General features: G+C 66.0%; 19 protein-coding genes and 1 tRNA gene. 8 read left to right on the forward strand and 12 right to left on the reverse strand.

What is annotated here, in order from left to right; translation table 11 throughout:
• Positions 1 to 166: 166 nt before the first annotated feature.
• Complete coding sequence (locus tag B2Y21_RS15650) at positions 167 to 466, reverse strand: hypothetical protein (RefSeq protein WP_003164651.1); 300 nt, start codon at positions 464 to 466, stop codon at positions 167 to 169.
• A gap of 171 nt (positions 467 to 637) precedes the next feature.
• Here B2Y21_RS15650 and gatC point away from each other — a divergent pair, with 171 nt between their 5' ends.
• Genes gatC through gatB form a run of 3 tightly spaced genes read left to right on the forward strand, consistent with a single transcriptional unit; the run spans position 638 to position 3,903 of the window.
• Positions 638 to 925, forward strand: coding sequence for an Asp-tRNA(Asn)/Glu-tRNA(Gln) amidotransferase subunit GatC (gatC, locus tag B2Y21_RS15655; protein WP_046653549.1), 288 nt, complete (start codon positions 638 to 640; stop codon positions 923 to 925).
• A 3-nt stretch (positions 926 to 928) separates the two neighbouring features.
• Complete coding sequence (gene gatA, locus B2Y21_RS15660; protein ID WP_292060768.1) at positions 929 to 2,407, forward strand: Asp-tRNA(Asn)/Glu-tRNA(Gln) amidotransferase subunit GatA; 1,479 nt, start codon at positions 929 to 931, stop codon at positions 2,405 to 2,407.
• 2 nt (positions 2,408 to 2,409) lie between these two features.
• On the forward strand, positions 2,410 to 3,903 hold the full coding sequence (gatB, locus tag B2Y21_RS15665) for an Asp-tRNA(Asn)/Glu-tRNA(Gln) amidotransferase subunit GatB (RefSeq protein WP_292060770.1): 1,494 nt from the start codon (positions 2,410 to 2,412) through the stop codon (positions 3,901 to 3,903).
• A 15-nt stretch (positions 3,904 to 3,918) separates the two neighbouring features.
• Here gatB and B2Y21_RS15670 read toward each other — a convergent pair whose 3' ends face one another.
• From B2Y21_RS15670 to B2Y21_RS15680, 3 genes are all read right to left on the reverse strand, one after another.
• The gene (locus B2Y21_RS15670; protein WP_292060771.1) at positions 3,919 to 4,839 is read right to left on the reverse strand and encodes a cation diffusion facilitator family transporter; all 921 of its coding nucleotides are present in this window, start codon (positions 4,837 to 4,839) and stop codon (positions 3,919 to 3,921) included.
• A gap of 184 nt (positions 4,840 to 5,023) precedes the next feature.
• Positions 5,024 to 5,977, reverse strand: a complete 954-nt coding sequence (locus B2Y21_RS15675; RefSeq protein ID WP_292060772.1) for an RcnB family protein — start codon at positions 5,975 to 5,977, stop codon at positions 5,024 to 5,026.
• Positions 5,978 to 6,135: 158 nt separating this feature from the next.
• Positions 6,136 to 6,708 carry an RcnB family protein gene (locus B2Y21_RS15680; protein ID WP_292060774.1) on the reverse strand — a complete coding sequence of 191 codons (573 nt, stop codon included), beginning with the start codon at positions 6,706 to 6,708 and terminating at the stop codon, positions 6,136 to 6,138.
• Between the two features lie 217 nt (positions 6,709 to 6,925).
• Here B2Y21_RS15680 and B2Y21_RS15685 point away from each other — a divergent pair, with 217 nt between their 5' ends.
• The 3 genes from B2Y21_RS15685 (at position 6,926) to B2Y21_RS15695 (ending at position 7,717) form a co-directional block, all read left to right on the forward strand.
• Entirely contained in the window at positions 6,926 to 7,222 is a 297-nt protein-coding gene (locus B2Y21_RS15685) for a sel1 repeat family protein (protein WP_292060776.1), read from the forward strand.
• 93 nt (positions 7,223 to 7,315) lie between these two features.
• Positions 7,316 to 7,621: an ETC complex I subunit gene (locus B2Y21_RS15690; RefSeq protein WP_087141176.1), complete on the forward strand. Its 306-nt coding sequence runs from the start codon at positions 7,316 to 7,318 to the stop codon at positions 7,619 to 7,621.
• 19 nt (positions 7,622 to 7,640) lie between these two features.
• Positions 7,641 to 7,717, forward strand: a tRNA-Arg gene (locus B2Y21_RS15695).
• On the opposite strand, the gene metC is transcribed toward B2Y21_RS15695, so the two are convergent.
• The gene (metC, locus tag B2Y21_RS15700) at positions 7,676 to 8,869 is read right to left on the reverse strand and encodes a cystathionine beta-lyase (RefSeq protein ID WP_292060813.1); all 1,194 of its coding nucleotides are present in this window, start codon (positions 8,867 to 8,869) and stop codon (positions 7,676 to 7,678) included. The genes B2Y21_RS15695 and metC overlap by 42 nt on opposite strands.
• A 78-nt stretch (positions 8,870 to 8,947) precedes the next feature.
• On the opposite strand from metC, the gene B2Y21_RS15705 reads away from it, so the two are divergent.
• Both B2Y21_RS15705 and B2Y21_RS15710 read left to right on the forward strand, forming a co-directional pair.
• Positions 8,948 to 10,063: an amino acid ABC transporter substrate-binding protein gene (locus B2Y21_RS15705; RefSeq protein WP_292060779.1), complete on the forward strand. Its 1,116-nt coding sequence runs from the start codon at positions 8,948 to 8,950 to the stop codon at positions 10,061 to 10,063.
• A gap of 32 nt (positions 10,064 to 10,095) precedes the next feature.
• Entirely contained in the window at positions 10,096 to 11,412 is a 1,317-nt protein-coding gene (locus tag B2Y21_RS15710; protein WP_292060781.1) for a dicarboxylate/amino acid:cation symporter, read from the forward strand.
• A 67-nt stretch (positions 11,413 to 11,479) separates the two neighbouring features.
• Here the strand turns inward: B2Y21_RS15710 and B2Y21_RS15715 are convergent, their stop codons facing one another.
• The 7 genes from B2Y21_RS15715 to B2Y21_RS15745 form a co-directional block, all read right to left on the reverse strand.
• Positions 11,480 to 12,376, reverse strand: coding sequence for a pirin family protein (locus B2Y21_RS15715; RefSeq protein WP_292060783.1), 897 nt, complete (start codon positions 12,374 to 12,376; stop codon positions 11,480 to 11,482).
• 48 nt (positions 12,377 to 12,424) lie between these two features.
• The gene (locus tag B2Y21_RS15720; protein ID WP_292060784.1) at positions 12,425 to 12,805 is read right to left on the reverse strand and encodes a DoxX family protein; all 381 of its coding nucleotides are present in this window, start codon (positions 12,803 to 12,805) and stop codon (positions 12,425 to 12,427) included.
• Entirely contained in the window at positions 12,802 to 13,473 is a 672-nt protein-coding gene (locus tag B2Y21_RS15725; protein ID WP_292060786.1) for a YceI family protein, read from the reverse strand. The genes B2Y21_RS15720 and B2Y21_RS15725 overlap by 4 nt, the downstream gene beginning before the upstream one ends.
• A gap of 16 nt (positions 13,474 to 13,489) precedes the next feature.
• Positions 13,490 to 13,786, reverse strand: coding sequence for a putative quinol monooxygenase (locus B2Y21_RS15730; RefSeq protein ID WP_292060787.1), 297 nt, complete (start codon positions 13,784 to 13,786; stop codon positions 13,490 to 13,492).
• Between the two features lie 66 nt (positions 13,787 to 13,852).
• Entirely contained in the window at positions 13,853 to 14,491 is a 639-nt protein-coding gene (locus B2Y21_RS15735) for a hydrolase (RefSeq protein ID WP_125901593.1), read from the reverse strand.
• Positions 14,492 to 14,592: 101 nt separating this feature from the next.
• Positions 14,593 to 15,282: a hydrolase gene (locus B2Y21_RS15740; protein WP_292060788.1), complete on the reverse strand. Its 690-nt coding sequence runs from the start codon at positions 15,280 to 15,282 to the stop codon at positions 14,593 to 14,595.
• 107 nt (positions 15,283 to 15,389) lie between these two features.
• A complete protein-coding gene (locus B2Y21_RS15745; protein ID WP_292060789.1) occupies positions 15,390 to 16,259 on the reverse strand; it encodes a pirin family protein in 870 nt (289 codons plus the stop codon).
• Positions 16,260 to 16,309: the final 50 nt, after the last annotated feature.

Here is a 16,309-nt window from a genome sequence, read left to right on the forward strand (position 1 = left end):
TCAAAGTGGTTCCCTATACTCCCGCTCATCCCGGCGGACGCCGGGATCCAGTAAGAGCTGTGCACGCGCTGGTTCGCGGCCATCACGCAATGTGGTCAAGGTTCTTGCTTGAAGCCAAAGCACTGGATCCCGGCGTCCGCCGGGATGAGCGGAGTTGGAGACGGACCTACACGTCGTCGTCCCCGACCGGCCCGCCTTCGTTCTCCAGGCTACGGATCGAGCGCACTTCCTTGCGCGTGAATTTCAGCCGCACGCCCAGGCCGCCGTCTTCTTCGTGCAGGAACACAGCGCCGCCTTCCTCCAGCGCGGCCTGAAGGCGGCTGCGGGCCTCGTCGCCGGGGTCGACGTTCTCGCGCTCGAAATCGGCCAGGGCGTCAACCGTCAGGCCGGACAGGCGTGCCACATGGTCGCGCGGCCATTGCACCAGGGCGCGCGCGGCGCGGACTTGGGGGCCGGTGATCTTCATGGTCGCGTCTCCTGTGATCTGCGCTCCATACTTAGGCGCCGCCACGGCCTTCGATAGGGGGCGTTTGGCCGCAACGGCCAAGCTGTCTTCGCGCCTGCACCCAAATCCTTGTCGAAGCGGCGTCGAGACGCTAATCCCGACCCCTTAGACTCTCATGCTTTGGAGGGCCGCATGGCCATCGACGCCGCGACGGTGCGCAAGGTTGCGCATCTCGCCCGCATCAAGACCCCCGAGGACCGCCTGGAGCCGCTGGCCCAGGAGCTGAACGGCATCCTGAAGTGGATCGAACAGCTGGACGAGGTGGACGTGCAGGGCGTCGAACCGATGACCTCCAACGTGTCCCAGCCGCTGCGCCTGCGCGACGACGTGGTGACGGACGGCGACAAGGTCGCCGACGTCCTGTCCAACGCGCCCAAATCCGCCGACGGCTTCTTCGTCGTGCCCAAGGTCGTGGAGTAAGTCATGACCGATCTGACCAAGCTGACGCTGGCCGACGCCGTCGACGGCCTGAAGGCCAAGACCTTCTCGTCCGAAGAACTGACCCGCGCCTTCCTGACCAACATCGAGGCCTCGAACCCGACGTTGAACGCCTATGTCGAGGTGACGGCGGACAAGGCGCTGGAACAGGCGCGGGCCTCCGACGCCCGTCTGGCCAAGGGCGAGGGCGGGGCGCTGGAAGGCGCGCCGCTGGGCATCAAGGATCTGTTCTGCACCCAGGGCGTGCAGACGACCGCCGGCTCCAACATGCTGCGCGGCTTCGTCCCGCCGTATGAATCGACCGTCACCGCCAATCTGTGGCGCGACGGGGCGGTCATGCTGGGCAAGCTGAACATGGACGAATTCGCCATGGGCTCGTCCAACGAAACCTCGGCCTTCGGTCCGGTGAAGAACCCGTGGAAGTCCAAGGGATCGAACGCCGACCTGACGCCGGGCGGCTCGTCCGGCGGTTCGGCCTCGGCCGTGGCTGCGGACCTGTGCCTGGCCGCGACCGCGTCCGACACCGGCGGCTCGATCCGCCAGCCCGCCGCCTTCACCGGCACCGTGGGCATCAAGCCGACCTACGGCCGCGCCAGCCGCTACGGCATGGTCGCCTTCGCCAGTTCGCTGGACCAGGCCGGGCCGATCGCCAAGACGGTCAAGGATTCGGCCCTGCTGCTGAACTCCATGTGCTCGTTCGACGCCAAGGATTCGACCAGCCTGGACATCCCGACCCCCGACTGGACCCAATCGGTCGGCCAGTCGGTCAAGGGCCTGCGCATCGGCGTGCCCAAGGAATACGTCCTCGACGGCATGCCCGCCGAGATCCAGAAGCTGTGGGAGCAGGGCGTCGAGTGGCTGAAGGCCGCCGGTTGCGAGATCGTCGAGATCAGCCTGCCGCACACCAAATACGCCCTGCCGACCTACTACATCGTGGCCCCGGCCGAGGCGTCGTCGAACCTGGCGCGCTATGACGGCATGCGCTTCGGCCACCGCGCCGAGCAGTTCACCTCTCTGGACGACCTCTATGCGACCTCGCGCGCCGAGGGCTTCGGCAAGGAAGTCCAGCGCCGCCTGACCATCGGCGCCTATGTGCTGTCGGCTGGCTTCTACGACGCCTATTACGTCAAGGCGCTGAAGGTGCGTCGCCGCATCGCCCAGGACTTCGACAACGTCTGGGGCCAGGTGGACGCCATCCTGACGCCGTCCACCCCGTCGGCCGCCTTCGCCATCGGCGACAAGCAGATCGACCCCCTGACCATGTATCTGAACGACGTCTTCACGGTGACGACCAATCTGGCCGGTCTGCCGGGCATCTCGGTCCCCGCCGGCCTCAGCGCCGACGGCCTGCCGTTGGGCCTGCAGGTCATCGGCAAGGCCCTGGATGAAGCGACGGTGTTCCAGGTCGCGAGCGCCCTCGAAGACGCGGCGGGCTTCGTCGCCAAGCCGGACCGTTGGTGGTGAGCATGACTGACAACTCCAAACTGATCCAAGGCCGCACGGGCGCTTGGGAAATCGTCATGGGTCTGGAGATCCACGCCCAGGTCGCCTCGAACGCCAAGCTGTTCTCGGGCGCGGCGGTCGGCTTCGGCGCGGGGCCGAACGAGCAGGTGTCGCTGGTCGACGCGGGCTTTCCCGGCATGTTGCCGACCCTGAACAAGTATTGTGTCGAGCAGGCGGTGAAGTCGGGTCTGGGTCTGCGCGCCCAGATCAATCTGAAGAGCCAGTTCGACCGCAAGAACTACTTTTATCCCGACCTGCCGACCGGCTATCAGATCAGCCAGCTCTATCACCCTATCGTGGGCGAGGGCGTGGTCGAGGTGGAGGCCGAGGACGGCAGCTTCTTCAACGTCGGCATCGAGCGCCTGCACCTGGAACAGGACGCGGGCAAGCTGATCCACGACCTGTCGCCGACCGAGTCTTACGTCGACCTGAATCGGGCGGGCACGGCGCTGATGGAGATCGTCTCGCGCCCCGATATTCGCACGCCGGAAGAGGCGGTCGCCTACGTCAAGAAGATCCGGACCATCCTGATCTACCTCGGCACCTGCGACGGCGACATGGAGAAGGGCAATCTGCGCGCCGACGTGAACGTGTCGGTCTGCCGCGCCGGGAACTACGACAAGTTCAAGGAAACGGGCGACTTCAGCTTCTTGGGCACGCGCTGCGAGATCAAGAACGTCAACAGCTTCCGCTTCATTTCTCAGGCGATCCAGTATGAGGCGCGCCGCCAGATCGAGATCCTCGAAGACGGCGGTTCGATCACGCAGGAGACCCGTCTGTACGATCCGACGGCGGGCGAGACGCGCTCCATGCGCTCCAAGGAAGAGGCGCAGGACTATCGCTACTTCCCCGATCCCGACCTGTTGCCGCTGGTGCTGGAACAGGCCTGGATCGACGCCATCAAGGCTGACCTGCCGGAACTGCCCGACGACAAGCGCCGCCGTTTCATGAGCGAATACGGCCTGTCGCAATACGACGCGGGCGTGCTGATCTCGGAGCAGGCCAAGGCCCTGTATTTCGAGGCCGCCGCCAAGGGCCGCGACGCCAAGTTGGTGTCCAACTGGGTGACGAACGAGGTCTCGGCCCGCCTGGCCGCCGACGGCAAGGACTTCAGCGACAACCCGCTGCCCGCCGCCCATGTGGCCCAGCTGGTCGAGCTGATCGAGACGGACGTCATCTCGTCCAAGATCGCCAAGGAAGTCTTCGACTACGTGTGGAACGGCGAAGGCTCGCCCGCCGAGGTGGTCGAGAAGCACGGCCTGAAGCAGGTCACGGACACCGGCGCCATCGAAAAGGCGGTGGACGAGATCATCGCCGCCAACCCGGACAAGGCCGCCGCCGTCGCCGAGAAGCCCCAGGCCATCGGCTGGTTTGTCGGTCAGGTCATGAAGGCCACCGGCGGCAAGGCCAACCCGGCCGCAGTGAACGACATCCTGAAGGCCAAGCTGGGGCTGTAAGCTCTGACAGGAACGTCAGTGGTGGGCTTTAATCGGTCGCATCACATCAATCTGTTCTGCGCCGCTTTCGTCGAGGCAGCGGTCTTCCACCTGGACGGTGACGAAAAAGAAACCGAACCGCTCACGCAGCAATGCGTGAGCGGTGAACAGCACGTTTTGTGGGTCGCTGCCTTTGGAGACCCGGATGTGGCTGGAAAAAACATGTTTGCCGCTGGTTAGCGCCCAGGCGTGTGCGTGATGGACGTCAGCCACGCCCTCGACCTCGGCGAGAGCTTCTGTGATTTGTGACAGGCTGACACCTGGCGGAGTACCCTCCATCAACAGGTGAGCGGCATCGCGCAATATGCCCCAGCTCGCCCAGATCAGCACAAATCCAAAAGCCATACCGAGAAGCGGGTCGATCAGCAGGAATCCCGTGAACCGGATGATCAGGGCTGTCACGATGATCAGCAGACTGCCGACGAAGGTCTGTATGACGTGCCAGAAGGCGCCTCGCATGTTTAGGTCGTCTTTGCTTTGACGCCACATCAGCCCCAACGCGACGAATTCTGTCAGCAGACCGCCTGCCGCTACCCACAGCATCGGGCCTGTAGGCAGATGAACCGGCTCGGACAACCGCATGGCCGCCATGACGATGACCACTATGGCCATGGCCAACAGGAAACCGCCGTTCACCAGCGCGCCTATTATCTCGGCTCGGAACCAGCCGAAGCTGCGGCTCTCGTCGGCTGATCGGCGCGCAAGCTTCGTTGCGACAAGGGCAACGATGACCCCGCCCACGGCGGAGAATGTGTGAAAAGCGTCGGAAATGACGGCGATAGAGCCGGTCCACAGCCCAATTACCAGTTCAGCGATGAAGTAGAGGCCAGTCAACCATGCCGATATGACCATCGCTCGGCCGCTGGAAGGAAGGTGTCCCTGATGCCCGCCGTTCATAGCCTTGTCCCTGTATGCGCATCTGTTTCGCGCCGGGAATCGAGCGACTGTGTCATATGGCTCGCTGGGCGGCGCATGTATCCTTACGCACGCCGCGCCGTATCCCCTCGGTGAGAGGTCGGACAAAGAATCTCACGCGAAAACGGCCGTCTCTGGAGAGGCGGCCGTTGTGCTTTTCTGGCGCTTACCAGCGCCAGGCGTCGCGGACGACTTCGATGATGTAGCCGTCGTAGTCGTCGATCAGATAGATCGCATTGTCGACGTAGACCCATCGCGTGCCCGGCGGCGGATAGCCCAGGCCGTAGGTGCGCCAGTCGTTCACCTGATAGCGCCAGAAGACGTCCGGCAGATACTGGCCGACATAGTACTGCCGGTTCCAATAGCTGCGCGGCACGCTGTAGTAGCCGTAGCCGGGCGCGAAATAGAAGCCGATGCGCACGCCGTTCCAGCTGCGGAAGCGCTGGTCATGGCGCCACCAGTCGCTGCGGTGACGACGATCCCAGTCGCGGCGCCACTGGTCGCGGTTCCAGCGGTTGTGGAACTCACGATAGTCGCGGTCCCGGTTCCACTGGCCGGGGCGATCCGGCCTGTTGGGGCGGTGGGCGTCAGGACGGCCGGGGTGGTTCCAGTCCGGTCGGTTCGGTCGATCAGGCCGGTGTGAGTCAGGCCGGTTCGGTCGGTTCCAGTCCGGTCGATCCGGGCGCTGGGGGCGATCTGGACGATGATTATCCGGTCGATTCCAGTCGGGACGATGTCCGTCGGGTCGATCAGGGCGATTGGGTCTGTCAGGCCGCGGCTGATCCGGTCTCTGAGGTCGGTCCGGCCGATCAGGGCGTTGCGGCCGGTCCGGTCGGTTGGGGCGGTCGGGGCGGTTCCAGTCCGGTCGTTGTTCTGGCCGTTGTTCCGGCCTGTGCTCCGGTCGTTGAGGTCGTTGCCCATCGGGACGGCGTTCCGGGCGAGGGCCTTCCTGGCGCGGGCGATCGGCGTCGCGATGCTGGCGCTGCGGCTGGCCGCGTTCGGATCGGCGCGGGCCGTCCTCGCGCATCTGCGGCCGATCCTGGGCCAGAACAGCCATGGGGGCCGCGGCGGGCACGAGGAAGGTGGCGGCCGCCGCGAACATGAGAAGGGAGCGTTTCATGGTCGAAGTCCTCGCACGTCCGAACTTGGACGGCTTGCGGACAGAATGGGCGCTGGGCCATGAATTGCTGCTGAACGTCGATCGCAGAGCATTGTCATGAAAAAAGCCCCGCAAGACAGAGCCTTGCGGGGCGAAGCGAAACCTTGGTTCAAAGCCTCTTAATAGACGTCGCTCAACACGCTGGCGATCAGGCCTGTGGCGACTGCGATCAGCAGGATGTCGTTGCCGGCGTGGACGTAACGGTAGCCGCGCGGCGCCGGCCTCAGATTATAGAAGTAGGGGTCGTTGACGTAATAGGAGCGATAGGCGGGCGGCAGATAGCCCCCCGTGCGCCAGCGATAGCCGTAGTAGCGCGGCTCCACGCGGTAATAGCCATGCCCCGGCGCATACCAGTAGCCGTTGCGGGCGCCGCGATAGTCGCGGAACTCGGGCCGGCCGCGCCACCAGTTATGGTTGTCGCGGCTCCAGCGATCGTAGCGGCGGTGGTCCTGTCGCCAATCGCGGCGGTCATCACGGCGGTCTTGACGCCAGTCACGGCGGTCATCGCGTCGATCCTGGCGCCATTCACGATGGTCGTCGCGTCGATCTTGACGCCACTCACGGTGGTCGTTTCGACGGTCCTGGCGCCACTCGCGGCGGTCTCCGCGGTGATCCTGCGCCTGGGCCATCATGGGGGCGGCCGTGGTCGCCAGGGCGAGGGCGACGACGGCGGCCTTGGTCAGGCGGTTCATTTGGCAACTCCATTCAAGAAGCGAAATCCCTGTCTGGGGTCGACATTCAGTCCGAGCGAATGAACCGCCGCTGAACCGGCCTTTCAGCTTGCGTCAGTGTGCGGACAAGGGCCGCGCTACGGGGTCTCTGAGCGCGTTAACGCTAATTTTAAACCGACGATATTTGAATGCGTGTCCGATAGCGGGGTCAGAACGACGCCGCATAGGAGGATTGCAGATGAATCCGCTGGATCACGCGCCTCAGGCGCAAGACATGCTGCCGTTGCCCACGCCCGACATGGACGGCGACGCCCTGTTCCGTCTGGGCCTGGCCTATTCGGCGGGACTGGACGGGTGCCCGATCGACCGGGTGTCGGCCCATATGATCTTCAACCTGGCCTCCATGAAGGGCTCGATCGAGGCGCGGGAATACCGCCGCGACATCAGCCAGGAGATGGAGCACGACGAGATCGCCGAGGCGCAGCGCGCCGCGCGCCGCTGGATCGACGCGGGCTCATCGTCTCTGGCGGCCTGACCTTTGGCGGCCTGAGAAGCCCTTCGGCGTCTGGACCGGGCGGCGGCGGCGGGGTATGCACCCCGCGAGTTCCCCGTCCGAAGGATTCCGTCCATGCTCGCTCGCATCTACCGCCCGGCCAAGACCGCGATGCAGTCCGGCAAGGCCAAGGCGCGCGACTGGCGCCTGGAGTTCGAGCCCGCCTCGGCCCGCACCATCGATCCGCTGATGGGCTGGACCAGCTCGACCGACATGAACGGCCAGGTCCGCCTGTCCTTCGATACCAAGGAAGAGGCGGTCGATTACGCCGAACGCCACGGCATCGCCTTCCGCCTGCATGAGCCGAACGAGGCGCCGGTCATCATCAAGGCCTACGCCGACAACTTCGCCACCAACCGCAAGCAGTCCTGGACGCACTAAGTCCGAACTGCGGCCTTCCGCGCCCATAGCTCAACCGGATAGAGCACCCGCCTTCTAAGCGGACGGTTGCAGGTTCGAGTCCTGCTGGGCGCGCCATGCCTTCAATCCCTTTTCGAGATCGGCCGTCAGGTCGGCGGGATCTTCCAACCCGATGTGCAGGCGCAGCAGCTGGCCCGGCAAGCCGGGCGTGTGCTGGCGATAGGCCAGTTGTGGTGTTTCGTGGGTGATCAGGCTCTCGAATCCGCCCCAGGAATAGCCCATGCCGAACAGGCTGAGCGCGCGCATGAAGGCGTGGGCCGCCGCTGTGTCGCCGCCCTTCATGACCACGCCCATCAGGGAGGCCGCGCCGTCGAAGTCGCGCCGCCACAGCTCATGGCCGATCGAACCGGGCAGGGGCGGATAGAGGACGTCGGCGACCTCCGGTTGGGCTTTCAGCCACTGTGCGATCGCCAGGGCTGAGCGGGCCTGGGCCTCATAGCGCAGGGGCAGGGTGCGGATGCCGCGCAGCGCCAGCCAGGCGTCGTCAGGCGAGACGTGCCAGCCCATGTCCTCGATGGCGTCTGCGATGGCGCGCAGGATGTGCGGCGTGCTGGCGGCGATCCCGCCCATCAGCAGGTCGGAATGGCCGCCGACATATTTGGTCAGGGCCTGGACGCTGACATCGACGCCGTGCGCCAGCGGCCGGAAGGCCAGACCGGCGGCCCAGGTGTTGTCCATGACGGTCAGCACGCCGCGTTCGCGGCAGGCGGCGGCCAGGGCCGGGGCGTCCGCAATCTCGAAGGTCAAGGAGGCGGGCGCCTCGATCAGCAGAAGTCGGGTGCGTGGGGTGAGCGCGGCCAGAACGGCCTCGGTCGAGGCGTCGGCGGGGTGGAACCGGGCGGTGATCCCGCGCGCGGCGAGGTGGCGGGTCAGGAAGCGGCGCGTGGGACCATAGACGGCGTCGGTGGTCAGCACCTCGTCGCCGGGGCGCAGCAGGGCGGTCAGGGGCACGGTCACGGCCGCCAGACCGGAGGGAACCAGGAAGGCGTCGGCGCCGCCCTCCATCTGAGCCAACAGGGCGCGCAGTTCGCGCGCCGCGCTCGTGCCGTCGAGACCATAGACGGGGCCGTCCGACGCATCCTGCATCCGCGCCGGATCGTCGCTGAGCATGGTGGAGGCGCGCTCCACCGGGGGATTGACCGGGCGGCGGCCCTGGCCGCGCCGCGTGGCGCTGGCGATCAGCCGGGTTCGGTCGGAAATGGGCGGCATGAAGGCTCCGGCGGGTTGCGGTTCGGCGCCTAGAGGGCTCTAAACTGTTCCGGGGCGCAAGACGGAGCGGTGGATCGGATGCGGAGATGGCGAGGCGGCGCGGGAGCGACGGCGGGCGTGGCGGCGATGCTGGCCCTGGCGACAGGCGCTTGTCAGAGATCGACCGAGCCGCAGGCGCCGGAACCGCGCGAGCCTTCACGCCAGGCGCCGACCACAGCAACCGAGGCGCAGCCCAGCCCGACCCTGGCGGCGGTGCGCCAGCGCGGCCGTCTGAACTGCGGCGTGCATGAAGGGCTGGTCGGTTTCGCCTATACGGACAATCGCGGCGCCTGGCGGGGCTTTGACGTCGACTTCTGCCGCGCTACGGCCGCCGCCATCTTCGGCGATCCGGACGCCGTGCGCTTCGTGCCGTTGACAGCGGAGCGGCGGTTCGACGCCTTGCGAGAGGGGCGCGTGGACGTGCTGTGGCGCAACACCTCCTGGACCATGAGCCGCGATGTCGGCGGGCAGCTCAGCTTCGCCGGGATCAACTATTACGACGGCCAAGGCTTCATGGTGCGGCGCGCGCTCAATTTGAGCAGTGCGGCCGAACTGAACGGCGCTCGCATCTGCGTCCAGTCCGGTTCGACGACCGAACTGAACGCCGAGGACTATTTCCGTCGACGGGGCATCGAGTATCGCGCCGTCGTCGTCGCCACCGAGGGCGAGGCGCGCCAGGCTTATGCGCGCGAGGAGTGCGACGCCTTCACCGCCGACATCTCGGCCCTGGCGGCGGCGCGCACGACCCTGCCGAACCCGCAACAGCATGTCATCCTGCCGGACGTGATCTCGAAAGAGCCTCTGGGGCCGGTGGTGCGCAGCGGTGACGACCGCTGGACCGCAGTGATCCGCTGGACGCTCAACGCCCTGATTTTGGCCGAGGAATTGGGCGTTACTCGCGAGAATGCCGCAGACATGGCTAAGAATTCCGCGGACCCCAGGGTGAGGCGTCTTCTGGGTGATGAAGGTGACTTCGGACCCAGCCTCGATCTGCCGAGAACATGGGCCAAAGACGCCGTTTCTGCGGGCGGGAATTACGGAGAGATATTCAACCGGAATCTGGGCGCGCAGTCGTCTCTGGATCTCGAGCGCGGATTGAATGCTCAATGGTCATCGCGACCTAGTGGGTTGATCTATGGCCTTCCTGTCCGTTAGTCCAAAGGGGAGGGAATAGGGAAAGGGACCGGATGGAGATCACGGCCAAGCGCGGACTGCCGCTTCATGTGTTGATGCTGATCGGTTTTCTGGTCGGTCTCACGGGCGGCCTCATCGTCAATCTGACCGTCGGAGGGGACGCTGGTTGGGTGCAGTGGCTGACCTCCAACATCACAGGACCGGCGGGGCAGATCTTCCTGCGTCTGCTGTTCATGCTGGTTCTGCCGCTGCTGTTCTCGGCCCTGGTCATCGGGGTGGCCGAGATGGGCGACTTGAAGGCGCTGGGCCGGGCTGGGTCCAAGAGCCTGGGATTCACCGTCTTCATTTCCGCCGTCGCCGTGCTGATCGGCATGGTGATGGTCAATGTCTTCCGACCCGGCGACGGGGTTGATCCTGCGCTGGCGCAACAACTGCTGGACCAAGGGCGTGCGGGCGCAGCGTCCATCGTCGGCAATGCGCCGACCTCGGTGCAGGCGGGCGACTTCTTTCTGGAGCTGATCCCCTCCAACGTCTTCACGGCGGCGGCCGAGAACCAGATCCTGCCCGTCATGGTCTTCGCCCTGTTCTTCGGCGTCGGCCTGGTCATGACCAAGAGCCCGGCCACCGACCGGCTGCAACAGACCATCGAGGGGCTGTTCGAGGTGATGATGAAGCTCATCAACCTCGTCATCCGCATCGCGCCGATCGCCATCGCCTGTCTGATGTTCAACCTGGCGGCCCTGTTCGGCTGGGAGCTGCTGATCCGGCTGGGCGCCTTTGTCGCCGTGGCCGTGGGCGCCATGGCGATCCATATGTTCGTGGTCTATCCGCTGGTGATCTGGCTGTTCGGCGGCATGTCGCCGCTGAAGTTCTTCCGCGACATTCGCGAGGCCATGGTGGTGTCCTTCTCCACCGCCTCGTCGAACGCCAGCCTGCCGGTGTCGCTGCGCGTGGCCGAACAGGAGCTGGGTCTGCCGCGCAAGATCGCCCGTTTCGTCCTGACCGTCGGCGCCACCGCCAACCAGAACGGCACGGCCCTGTTCGAAGGGGTGACGGTGCTGTTCCTGGCCCAGTTCTTCGGCGTGGATTTGACACTGGGCCAGCAGGTGATCGTCATGCTGGTCTGCATCCTGGGCGGCGTCGGCACGGCGGGGGTTCCGGCCGGTTCGCTGCCGGTCATCGCCATGATCCTGGCTATGGTGGGCGTGCCCCCGGAAGGAATCGGCCTGATCCTGGGCGTCGACCGCTTCCTGGACATGTGCCGGACCTCGCTGAACGTCACCGGCGACTTGGTCGTCGCGACGGTGGTGTCGCGAGGCGAGGAAGATACGGACGCGACCACGCCGCCGCCTGCGTCGGCTCGAGCCTAAGCAAAAGGCCGACGCAGGCGATCCTGCGTCGGCCTTCAAGCTCAGTCGCCCATTAGAGCGTCGCCGGTCAGGACATGGCCGGCGCGGGCGGCGTCGGATCGGGCGGCAGGGGGATGAACTCCTGATCGTCCATGTCCGGCAGCTTCATGCGCCCGGCGCGCCAGTCGGCCTTGGCCTGTTCGATGCGGTCCTGCGACGAGGAGACGAAGTTCCAGTCGATGAAGCGTTCGCCCACCGGCTCGCCGCCCAGCACCATGACGGTCGACGGCTCCAGCGCGCAGATGACCGAGGCGACGCCTTTTTCCAGCACCGCCATCTGACCGTGACCCAGAGGGCGGCCGTCGTCGATCTCGACCAGGCCCTGGACGACATAGATCGCGCTTTCCGAATGATCGGTCGGGGTCTGGAAACGCGCGCCGGGCTCCAGATCCAGATGCAGGTAGTGCAGGGGCGAGAAGGTGCTGACGCCCGCCTTCATGCCCATGGTCTCGCCGGCGGCCAGGCGGCCCTTGACCCCGCCTTCGATCCAGGTAGGCAGGTCGGCGGTGGTGACGTGCTGGAATGAAGGATCGATCTCCTCCTGACCGTTCGGCAGGGCGACCCAGGCCTGGATGCCTTCCAGCAGGGCGCCTTCGCGGCGCGCGCGCTCAAAGCGTTCGGAGTGGGTGACGCCGCTGCCGGCCGTCATCCAGTTGACCTCGGCCGGGCGGATATCCTGCTGGACGCCCAGGCTGTCGCGGTGGGTGATCTCGCCCGAGAACAGATAGGTCAGGGTCGAGATGCCGATGTGCGGGTGCGGACGCACATCGACGGTCTTGGGGATGCCAGCGGGCATGTCGACCGGGCCCATGTGGTCGAAGAAGACGAAGGGACCGACCGTGCGGCGTTTGGCGTAGGGCAGGACGCGGCCGACTTCGAACCCTCCCAGGTCACGGCGGCGCTGTTCGATGATGAGTTCGATCATTGGGCTTTCTCCTGCTCCCAGATGGTGTTGAGTGTAACCTGCACTGTGTCAGAGCACAAAGCGTCCCGGCCCGGCGGCCATCAGGATCAGGAAGCCGCCGATGATGCTGATGTGCTCGAAGAAACCGTTCAGAGCGGCGGTGCGGGCCTCGCCCTTCACGCTCCAGAAGTCATAGAAGACCACCGCCGTGGCCAGGGTGAACAGGGCCATCAGGGCGGCGACGGGCGTGGTGAACCAGCCCGCGATCAGCAGGGCGCTGCCTGCGAGTTGCAGGACGATGGTGCCCAGCAGCGCCAGATGCGCGAAGGGGATTTTCTTGGCGCGCACCTCGCCCAGCCCTTCCTGGAAGCGGATGGACTTGGTGATTCCGCTCTGAAGAAAAAGCAGGACCAGAAGGATGCGGCCGATCAGCAGATATTGGTCAGTCATGAGGCTTCGGCTTGATCCGCGACGGCTTCGAGGGTGATCTCGACCTTGATCTCGTCGCTCACCATGGGCAGGGCGACAGTCAGGCCGAAGTCCGAACGCTTCAGGACGGCGGTGGCTGCAAAGCCGACCGCCGGCGCGCCGGCCATGGGATGGGCGCCCGCGCCGTTCAGAACGGCGTCCAGGGTCACGGGACGGGTGACGCCGCGCACCGTCAGGTCGCCATGCACCTTGAACGCCCGTCCCAGGCCCACGCGCTCGACCGAGCGGCTCTGGAAGGTGATGTCGGGGTGGCGGGCCGCGTCGAAGAATTTGTCGGTCAGGAAGTCGGCGTCCAGTTGCGGCACGCCGGTGTCCACGCCGTTGACGGGAATGCGCACCGCGACGCTGGAGCGTTCGGGGTTCGCTTCATCGATGCGGACGACGCCCTCGACCGTCTCGAACACCGCGCCGGGGTTCGACAGGCCCAGGTGGTTCCAGCTCATGCGGACCTGGGCGTGGGTCGGGTCGATCTTGTAGGCGCCGGAGGCGGGTAGGGCGGTCGCGGAGACGGCGGCCTGAACGGGCGGGGTCGGCAGGGCGACCGCAGGCGCGGCGACGCCCAGCAGTTGCAGAGCCAGGGCGGCGACGGCGACGTTTCGAGAAATCATGGCGGCCTCGGCGTGGGTCATGAAAAGAGGCGAAGAGTCAGGCGACGCGGGTCAGGCGGTGGAGGAACTCCATCTTCTCGACATTGACCGCGCCGTTGGCCTGGAAATGCTGGATGTGCGGCCCGTGGTTGTGGTGCTGCGATTGGGCTTCCTCGGACGCCCAGTGCTCGAAGAAGACGAACAGGCCCGGCTGGTCGCTGTCCTCGAACAGTTCGTAGCGCAGGGCGCCGTCTTCGGTCTGGGAGGTCTGGGTGACGGCGACGAGATCCTGCCTCAGGGCGTCTTCCTTGCCGGTCTTGGCCCGCAGGCCGACGGTGATGAACAGCTCGGCCATGGCCGGTCTCCTTGGGGGAAAGAAAAAAGGGCGGCCCGCGTCGGGGGAGGCGGGCCGCCCCAGGGATCAGTCTCGGTCGTAGGAGAACTGAATCCCGGCCGTGCCGCCGGTTTCGATGAACAGGTTCATGAAGGCGGGGACGGTTTCCGAACGCTTCCAGTCGCGCTGCAGTTCGCAGAACAGCTGCGGGACGGAGATCATCTTGCCGCCGGCCTGTTCGATGCGGCGCAGGGCCATCTCGTGGGCGGCGACCGAGGTGCCGCCGACGGCGTCGGCCACGACATAGACCTCATAGCCGTCGCGCAGGGCGTCCAGAGCCGGGAAGGTCAGGCAGGCCTCGGTCCAGAGGGCCGTCATGATCAGCTTCTTGCGGCCGGTCGCTTCGACCGCCTTGCGGAATTCCACGTCTTCCCAGGAGTTGATCGTGGTGCGGTCATAGGTCGGATAGTCTTTCAGCACCTTGCGGAGCTGGCCGATCGGCGGCTGGTTCAAGCCGGTCTCGACGTTGACGGTCGAGTGGATGATCGGCAGGCCGTAGGCGACGGCGGCCTTGGCCGTGCCGACGATGTTGTTCACCAGCAGCTGGCGGTCCATCGAGGCGATGGAGTTCACCTGGACCGGCTGGTAGTCGATGATGACGAAGGCCGAGTTTTCGGGGGTCAGAAGGTGATCTGACTTCGGATCGCGGATCGGTTCGCTGGCCATTGAATGGCTCCTTTCCGAGGGAATTTGCGCCTTGGCGAGGCGCGCGCATGACGCCGGCTCCGCCCCGTCTGAAGGGGCGAGGCGAAGCCGACGCGCATTGGTCAGTCGCGTTGCGAGTCGAGGATCTCGTGGTCAGTCGCGACCTGCTGAGCCTTGCCGTAGCTTTCGATCAGCAGTTGGTAGGGGGGGAAGATCTGGGTGTAGACCTCGGCCCACTGGGCGGCGTCTTCACGATGCCAGGTCTTCTGCAGTTCCGAGGCGACGGCGGCCATGTCCATCGGCACGACGCCGGCTTGGACCACGCGGGCCAGGGTGATCTCCTGGGCCATCTTGGAATAGGTGCCCGAGGCGTCGACCACCACGAAGACCTTGTAGCCTTCATAGGCGGCGCTGATGGCGGGGAAGGCCATGCAGACGCTAGTGATGGTGCCGGCGATGATCAGGGTCTTGCGGCCGGTCGCCTTCACGGCGGCGACGAAGTCGGGGTTGTCCCAGGCGTTGATCTCGCCCTTGCGCGCCACATACTGGGCGTGGGGGGCGTTGGCGTGGATTTCCGGGATCAGCGGGCCGTTCGGGCCCTGGGGCACCGAAGCGGTGGTGATGACCGGCAGCTTGGCCAGGGTGGCCATAGAGGCCAGCGCGGCGGCGTGGCGGCGCAGGGTCGTCATCGGCATGTCGGCCACGGTCTGGAACAGGCCGCTCTGGTGGTCGATCAGCAGCATGACGGCGTCGTTCGGGTCGATGACCGGACGCTGGCCGTTGAAGTTGGCGGGCAGGGTGGAAGCGGACATGGGGGTCTTTCCTTTCAGGCAGGGGGCCACGCTCGGACAAATGTCCGTTCGGGGCGGGGGGTGCGGCCCGGTCCGAAGACCGGGCCTGAAGTTTTCGTGAGTGGGGATCAGGCCGCCGGGATGTCGCCGAAGCGGCCGCTGTTGAAGTCCGTGATGGCGGTGCGGATCTCGTCCTCGCTGTTCATCACGAACGGGCCGTAGCCGACGATGGGCTCGTCGATCGGCTCGCCGGTCAGGATCAGCAACGTCGCATCCGCATCGGCATGCAGGGTCACGCTGTCGCCCTTGCGGTCCAGCAGCAGGGCCTCGGCGGCGCCGGCAGGCTGGTCGCCGTTGACGGTGACGCGGCCCGACAGAACCACCACGATGGCCGTGTGGCCTTCCGGCAGGTTTAGCGTCGTCTCGGCGTCCTGGTTCAGCCGCACGTCCCACACATTGATGGGGGTGAAGGTGCTGGCCGGGCCTTTCGAGCCCTCCATCGCGCCGGCGATGATCCGCGCGGTCCCCGCATTGTCAGGCAGGGCGACGGACGGAATGTCGGCGTTCAGGATCGACTGGTAGCCGGGGCGGGTCATCTTGTCCTTGGCGGGCAGGTTGACCCACAGCTGCACCATGCGGAAGGGGCCGCCGGTCCGCGCAAAGGCGGGCGAGTGGAACTCTTCGTGCAGGATGCCGCCGCCGGCCGTCATCCACTGGACGTCGCCGGGGCCGATAACGCCGCCCTGGCCGGTCGAGTCGCGGTGCTCGACCTCGCCGTCATAGACGATGGTCACGGTTTCGAAGCCGCGGTGCGGATGCTGGCCGACGCCGCGACGCTTGTCGGTCGGCTCGAAGTTGTGCGGACCGGCGTAGTCGAGCAGCAGGAAGGGGCTGACCTGCTTGCCGACGCTGTCATAGGAAAACAGCGAGCGAACCGGGAAGCCGTCGCCGACCCAGTGGCCGCGATCATTGCCGTAACGTCCGAGAACCTTCTTCATGGTGTTGTCTCCTGTGGCGACCGGGCCTCGCCGATCGCGTTGGAGACTTT

The sequence above is a fragment of the Brevundimonas sp. UBA5936 genome (genome assembly GCA_002430835.1).
GTDB lineage: Bacteria > Pseudomonadota > Alphaproteobacteria > Caulobacterales > Caulobacteraceae > Brevundimonas.

Excerpts from the sequence above, each read along its gene's own strand:
- gatC (WP_046653549.1), top strand. The coding sequence starts at position 638 with ATGGCCATCGACGCCGCGACGGTGCGCAAGGTTGCGCATCTCGCCCGC.
- B2Y21_RS15720 (WP_292060784.1), bottom strand. The coding sequence starts at position 12,805 with ATGACTGACCAATATCTGCTGATCGGCCGCATCCTTCTGGTCCTGCTT.
- metC (WP_292060813.1), bottom strand. The coding sequence starts at position 8,869 with ATGCCGCCCATTTCCGACCGAACCCGGCTGATCGCCAGCGCCACGCGG.
- B2Y21_RS15690 (WP_087141176.1), top strand. The coding sequence starts at position 7,316 with ATGCTCGCTCGCATCTACCGCCCGGCCAAGACCGCGATGCAGTCCGGC.
- B2Y21_RS15740 (WP_292060788.1), bottom strand. The coding sequence starts at position 15,282 with ATGTCCGCTTCCACCCTGCCCGCCAACTTCAACGGCCAGCGTCCGGTC.
- B2Y21_RS15705 (WP_292060779.1), top strand. The coding sequence starts at position 8,948 with ATGCGGAGATGGCGAGGCGGCGCGGGAGCGACGGCGGGCGTGGCGGCG.
- gatA (WP_292060768.1), top strand. The coding sequence starts at position 929 with ATGACCGATCTGACCAAGCTGACGCTGGCCGACGCCGTCGACGGCCTG.
- B2Y21_RS15725 (WP_292060786.1), bottom strand. The coding sequence starts at position 13,473 with ATGACCCACGCCGAGGCCGCCATGATTTCTCGAAACGTCGCCGTCGCC.
- B2Y21_RS15650 (WP_003164651.1), bottom strand. The coding sequence starts at position 466 with ATGAAGATCACCGGCCCCCAAGTCCGCGCCGCGCGCGCCCTGGTGCAA.
- B2Y21_RS15735 (WP_125901593.1), bottom strand. The coding sequence starts at position 14,491 with ATGGCCAGCGAACCGATCCGCGATCCGAAGTCAGATCACCTTCTGACC.
- B2Y21_RS15745 (WP_292060789.1), bottom strand. The coding sequence starts at position 16,259 with ATGAAGAAGGTTCTCGGACGTTACGGCAATGATCGCGGCCACTGGGTC.
- B2Y21_RS15675 (WP_292060772.1), bottom strand. The coding sequence starts at position 5,977 with ATGAAACGCTCCCTTCTCATGTTCGCGGCGGCCGCCACCTTCCTCGTG.
- B2Y21_RS15710 (WP_292060781.1), top strand. The coding sequence starts at position 10,096 with ATGGAGATCACGGCCAAGCGCGGACTGCCGCTTCATGTGTTGATGCTG.
- B2Y21_RS15730 (WP_292060787.1), bottom strand. The coding sequence starts at position 13,786 with ATGGCCGAGCTGTTCATCACCGTCGGCCTGCGGGCCAAGACCGGCAAG.
- B2Y21_RS15715 (WP_292060783.1), bottom strand. The coding sequence starts at position 12,376 with ATGATCGAACTCATCATCGAACAGCGCCGCCGTGACCTGGGAGGGTTC.
- B2Y21_RS15685 (WP_292060776.1), top strand. The coding sequence starts at position 6,926 with ATGAATCCGCTGGATCACGCGCCTCAGGCGCAAGACATGCTGCCGTTG.
- gatB (WP_292060770.1), top strand. The coding sequence starts at position 2,410 with ATGACTGACAACTCCAAACTGATCCAAGGCCGCACGGGCGCTTGGGAA.
- B2Y21_RS15680 (WP_292060774.1), bottom strand. The coding sequence starts at position 6,708 with ATGAACCGCCTGACCAAGGCCGCCGTCGTCGCCCTCGCCCTGGCGACC.
- B2Y21_RS15670 (WP_292060771.1), bottom strand. The coding sequence starts at position 4,839 with ATGAACGGCGGGCATCAGGGACACCTTCCTTCCAGCGGCCGAGCGATG.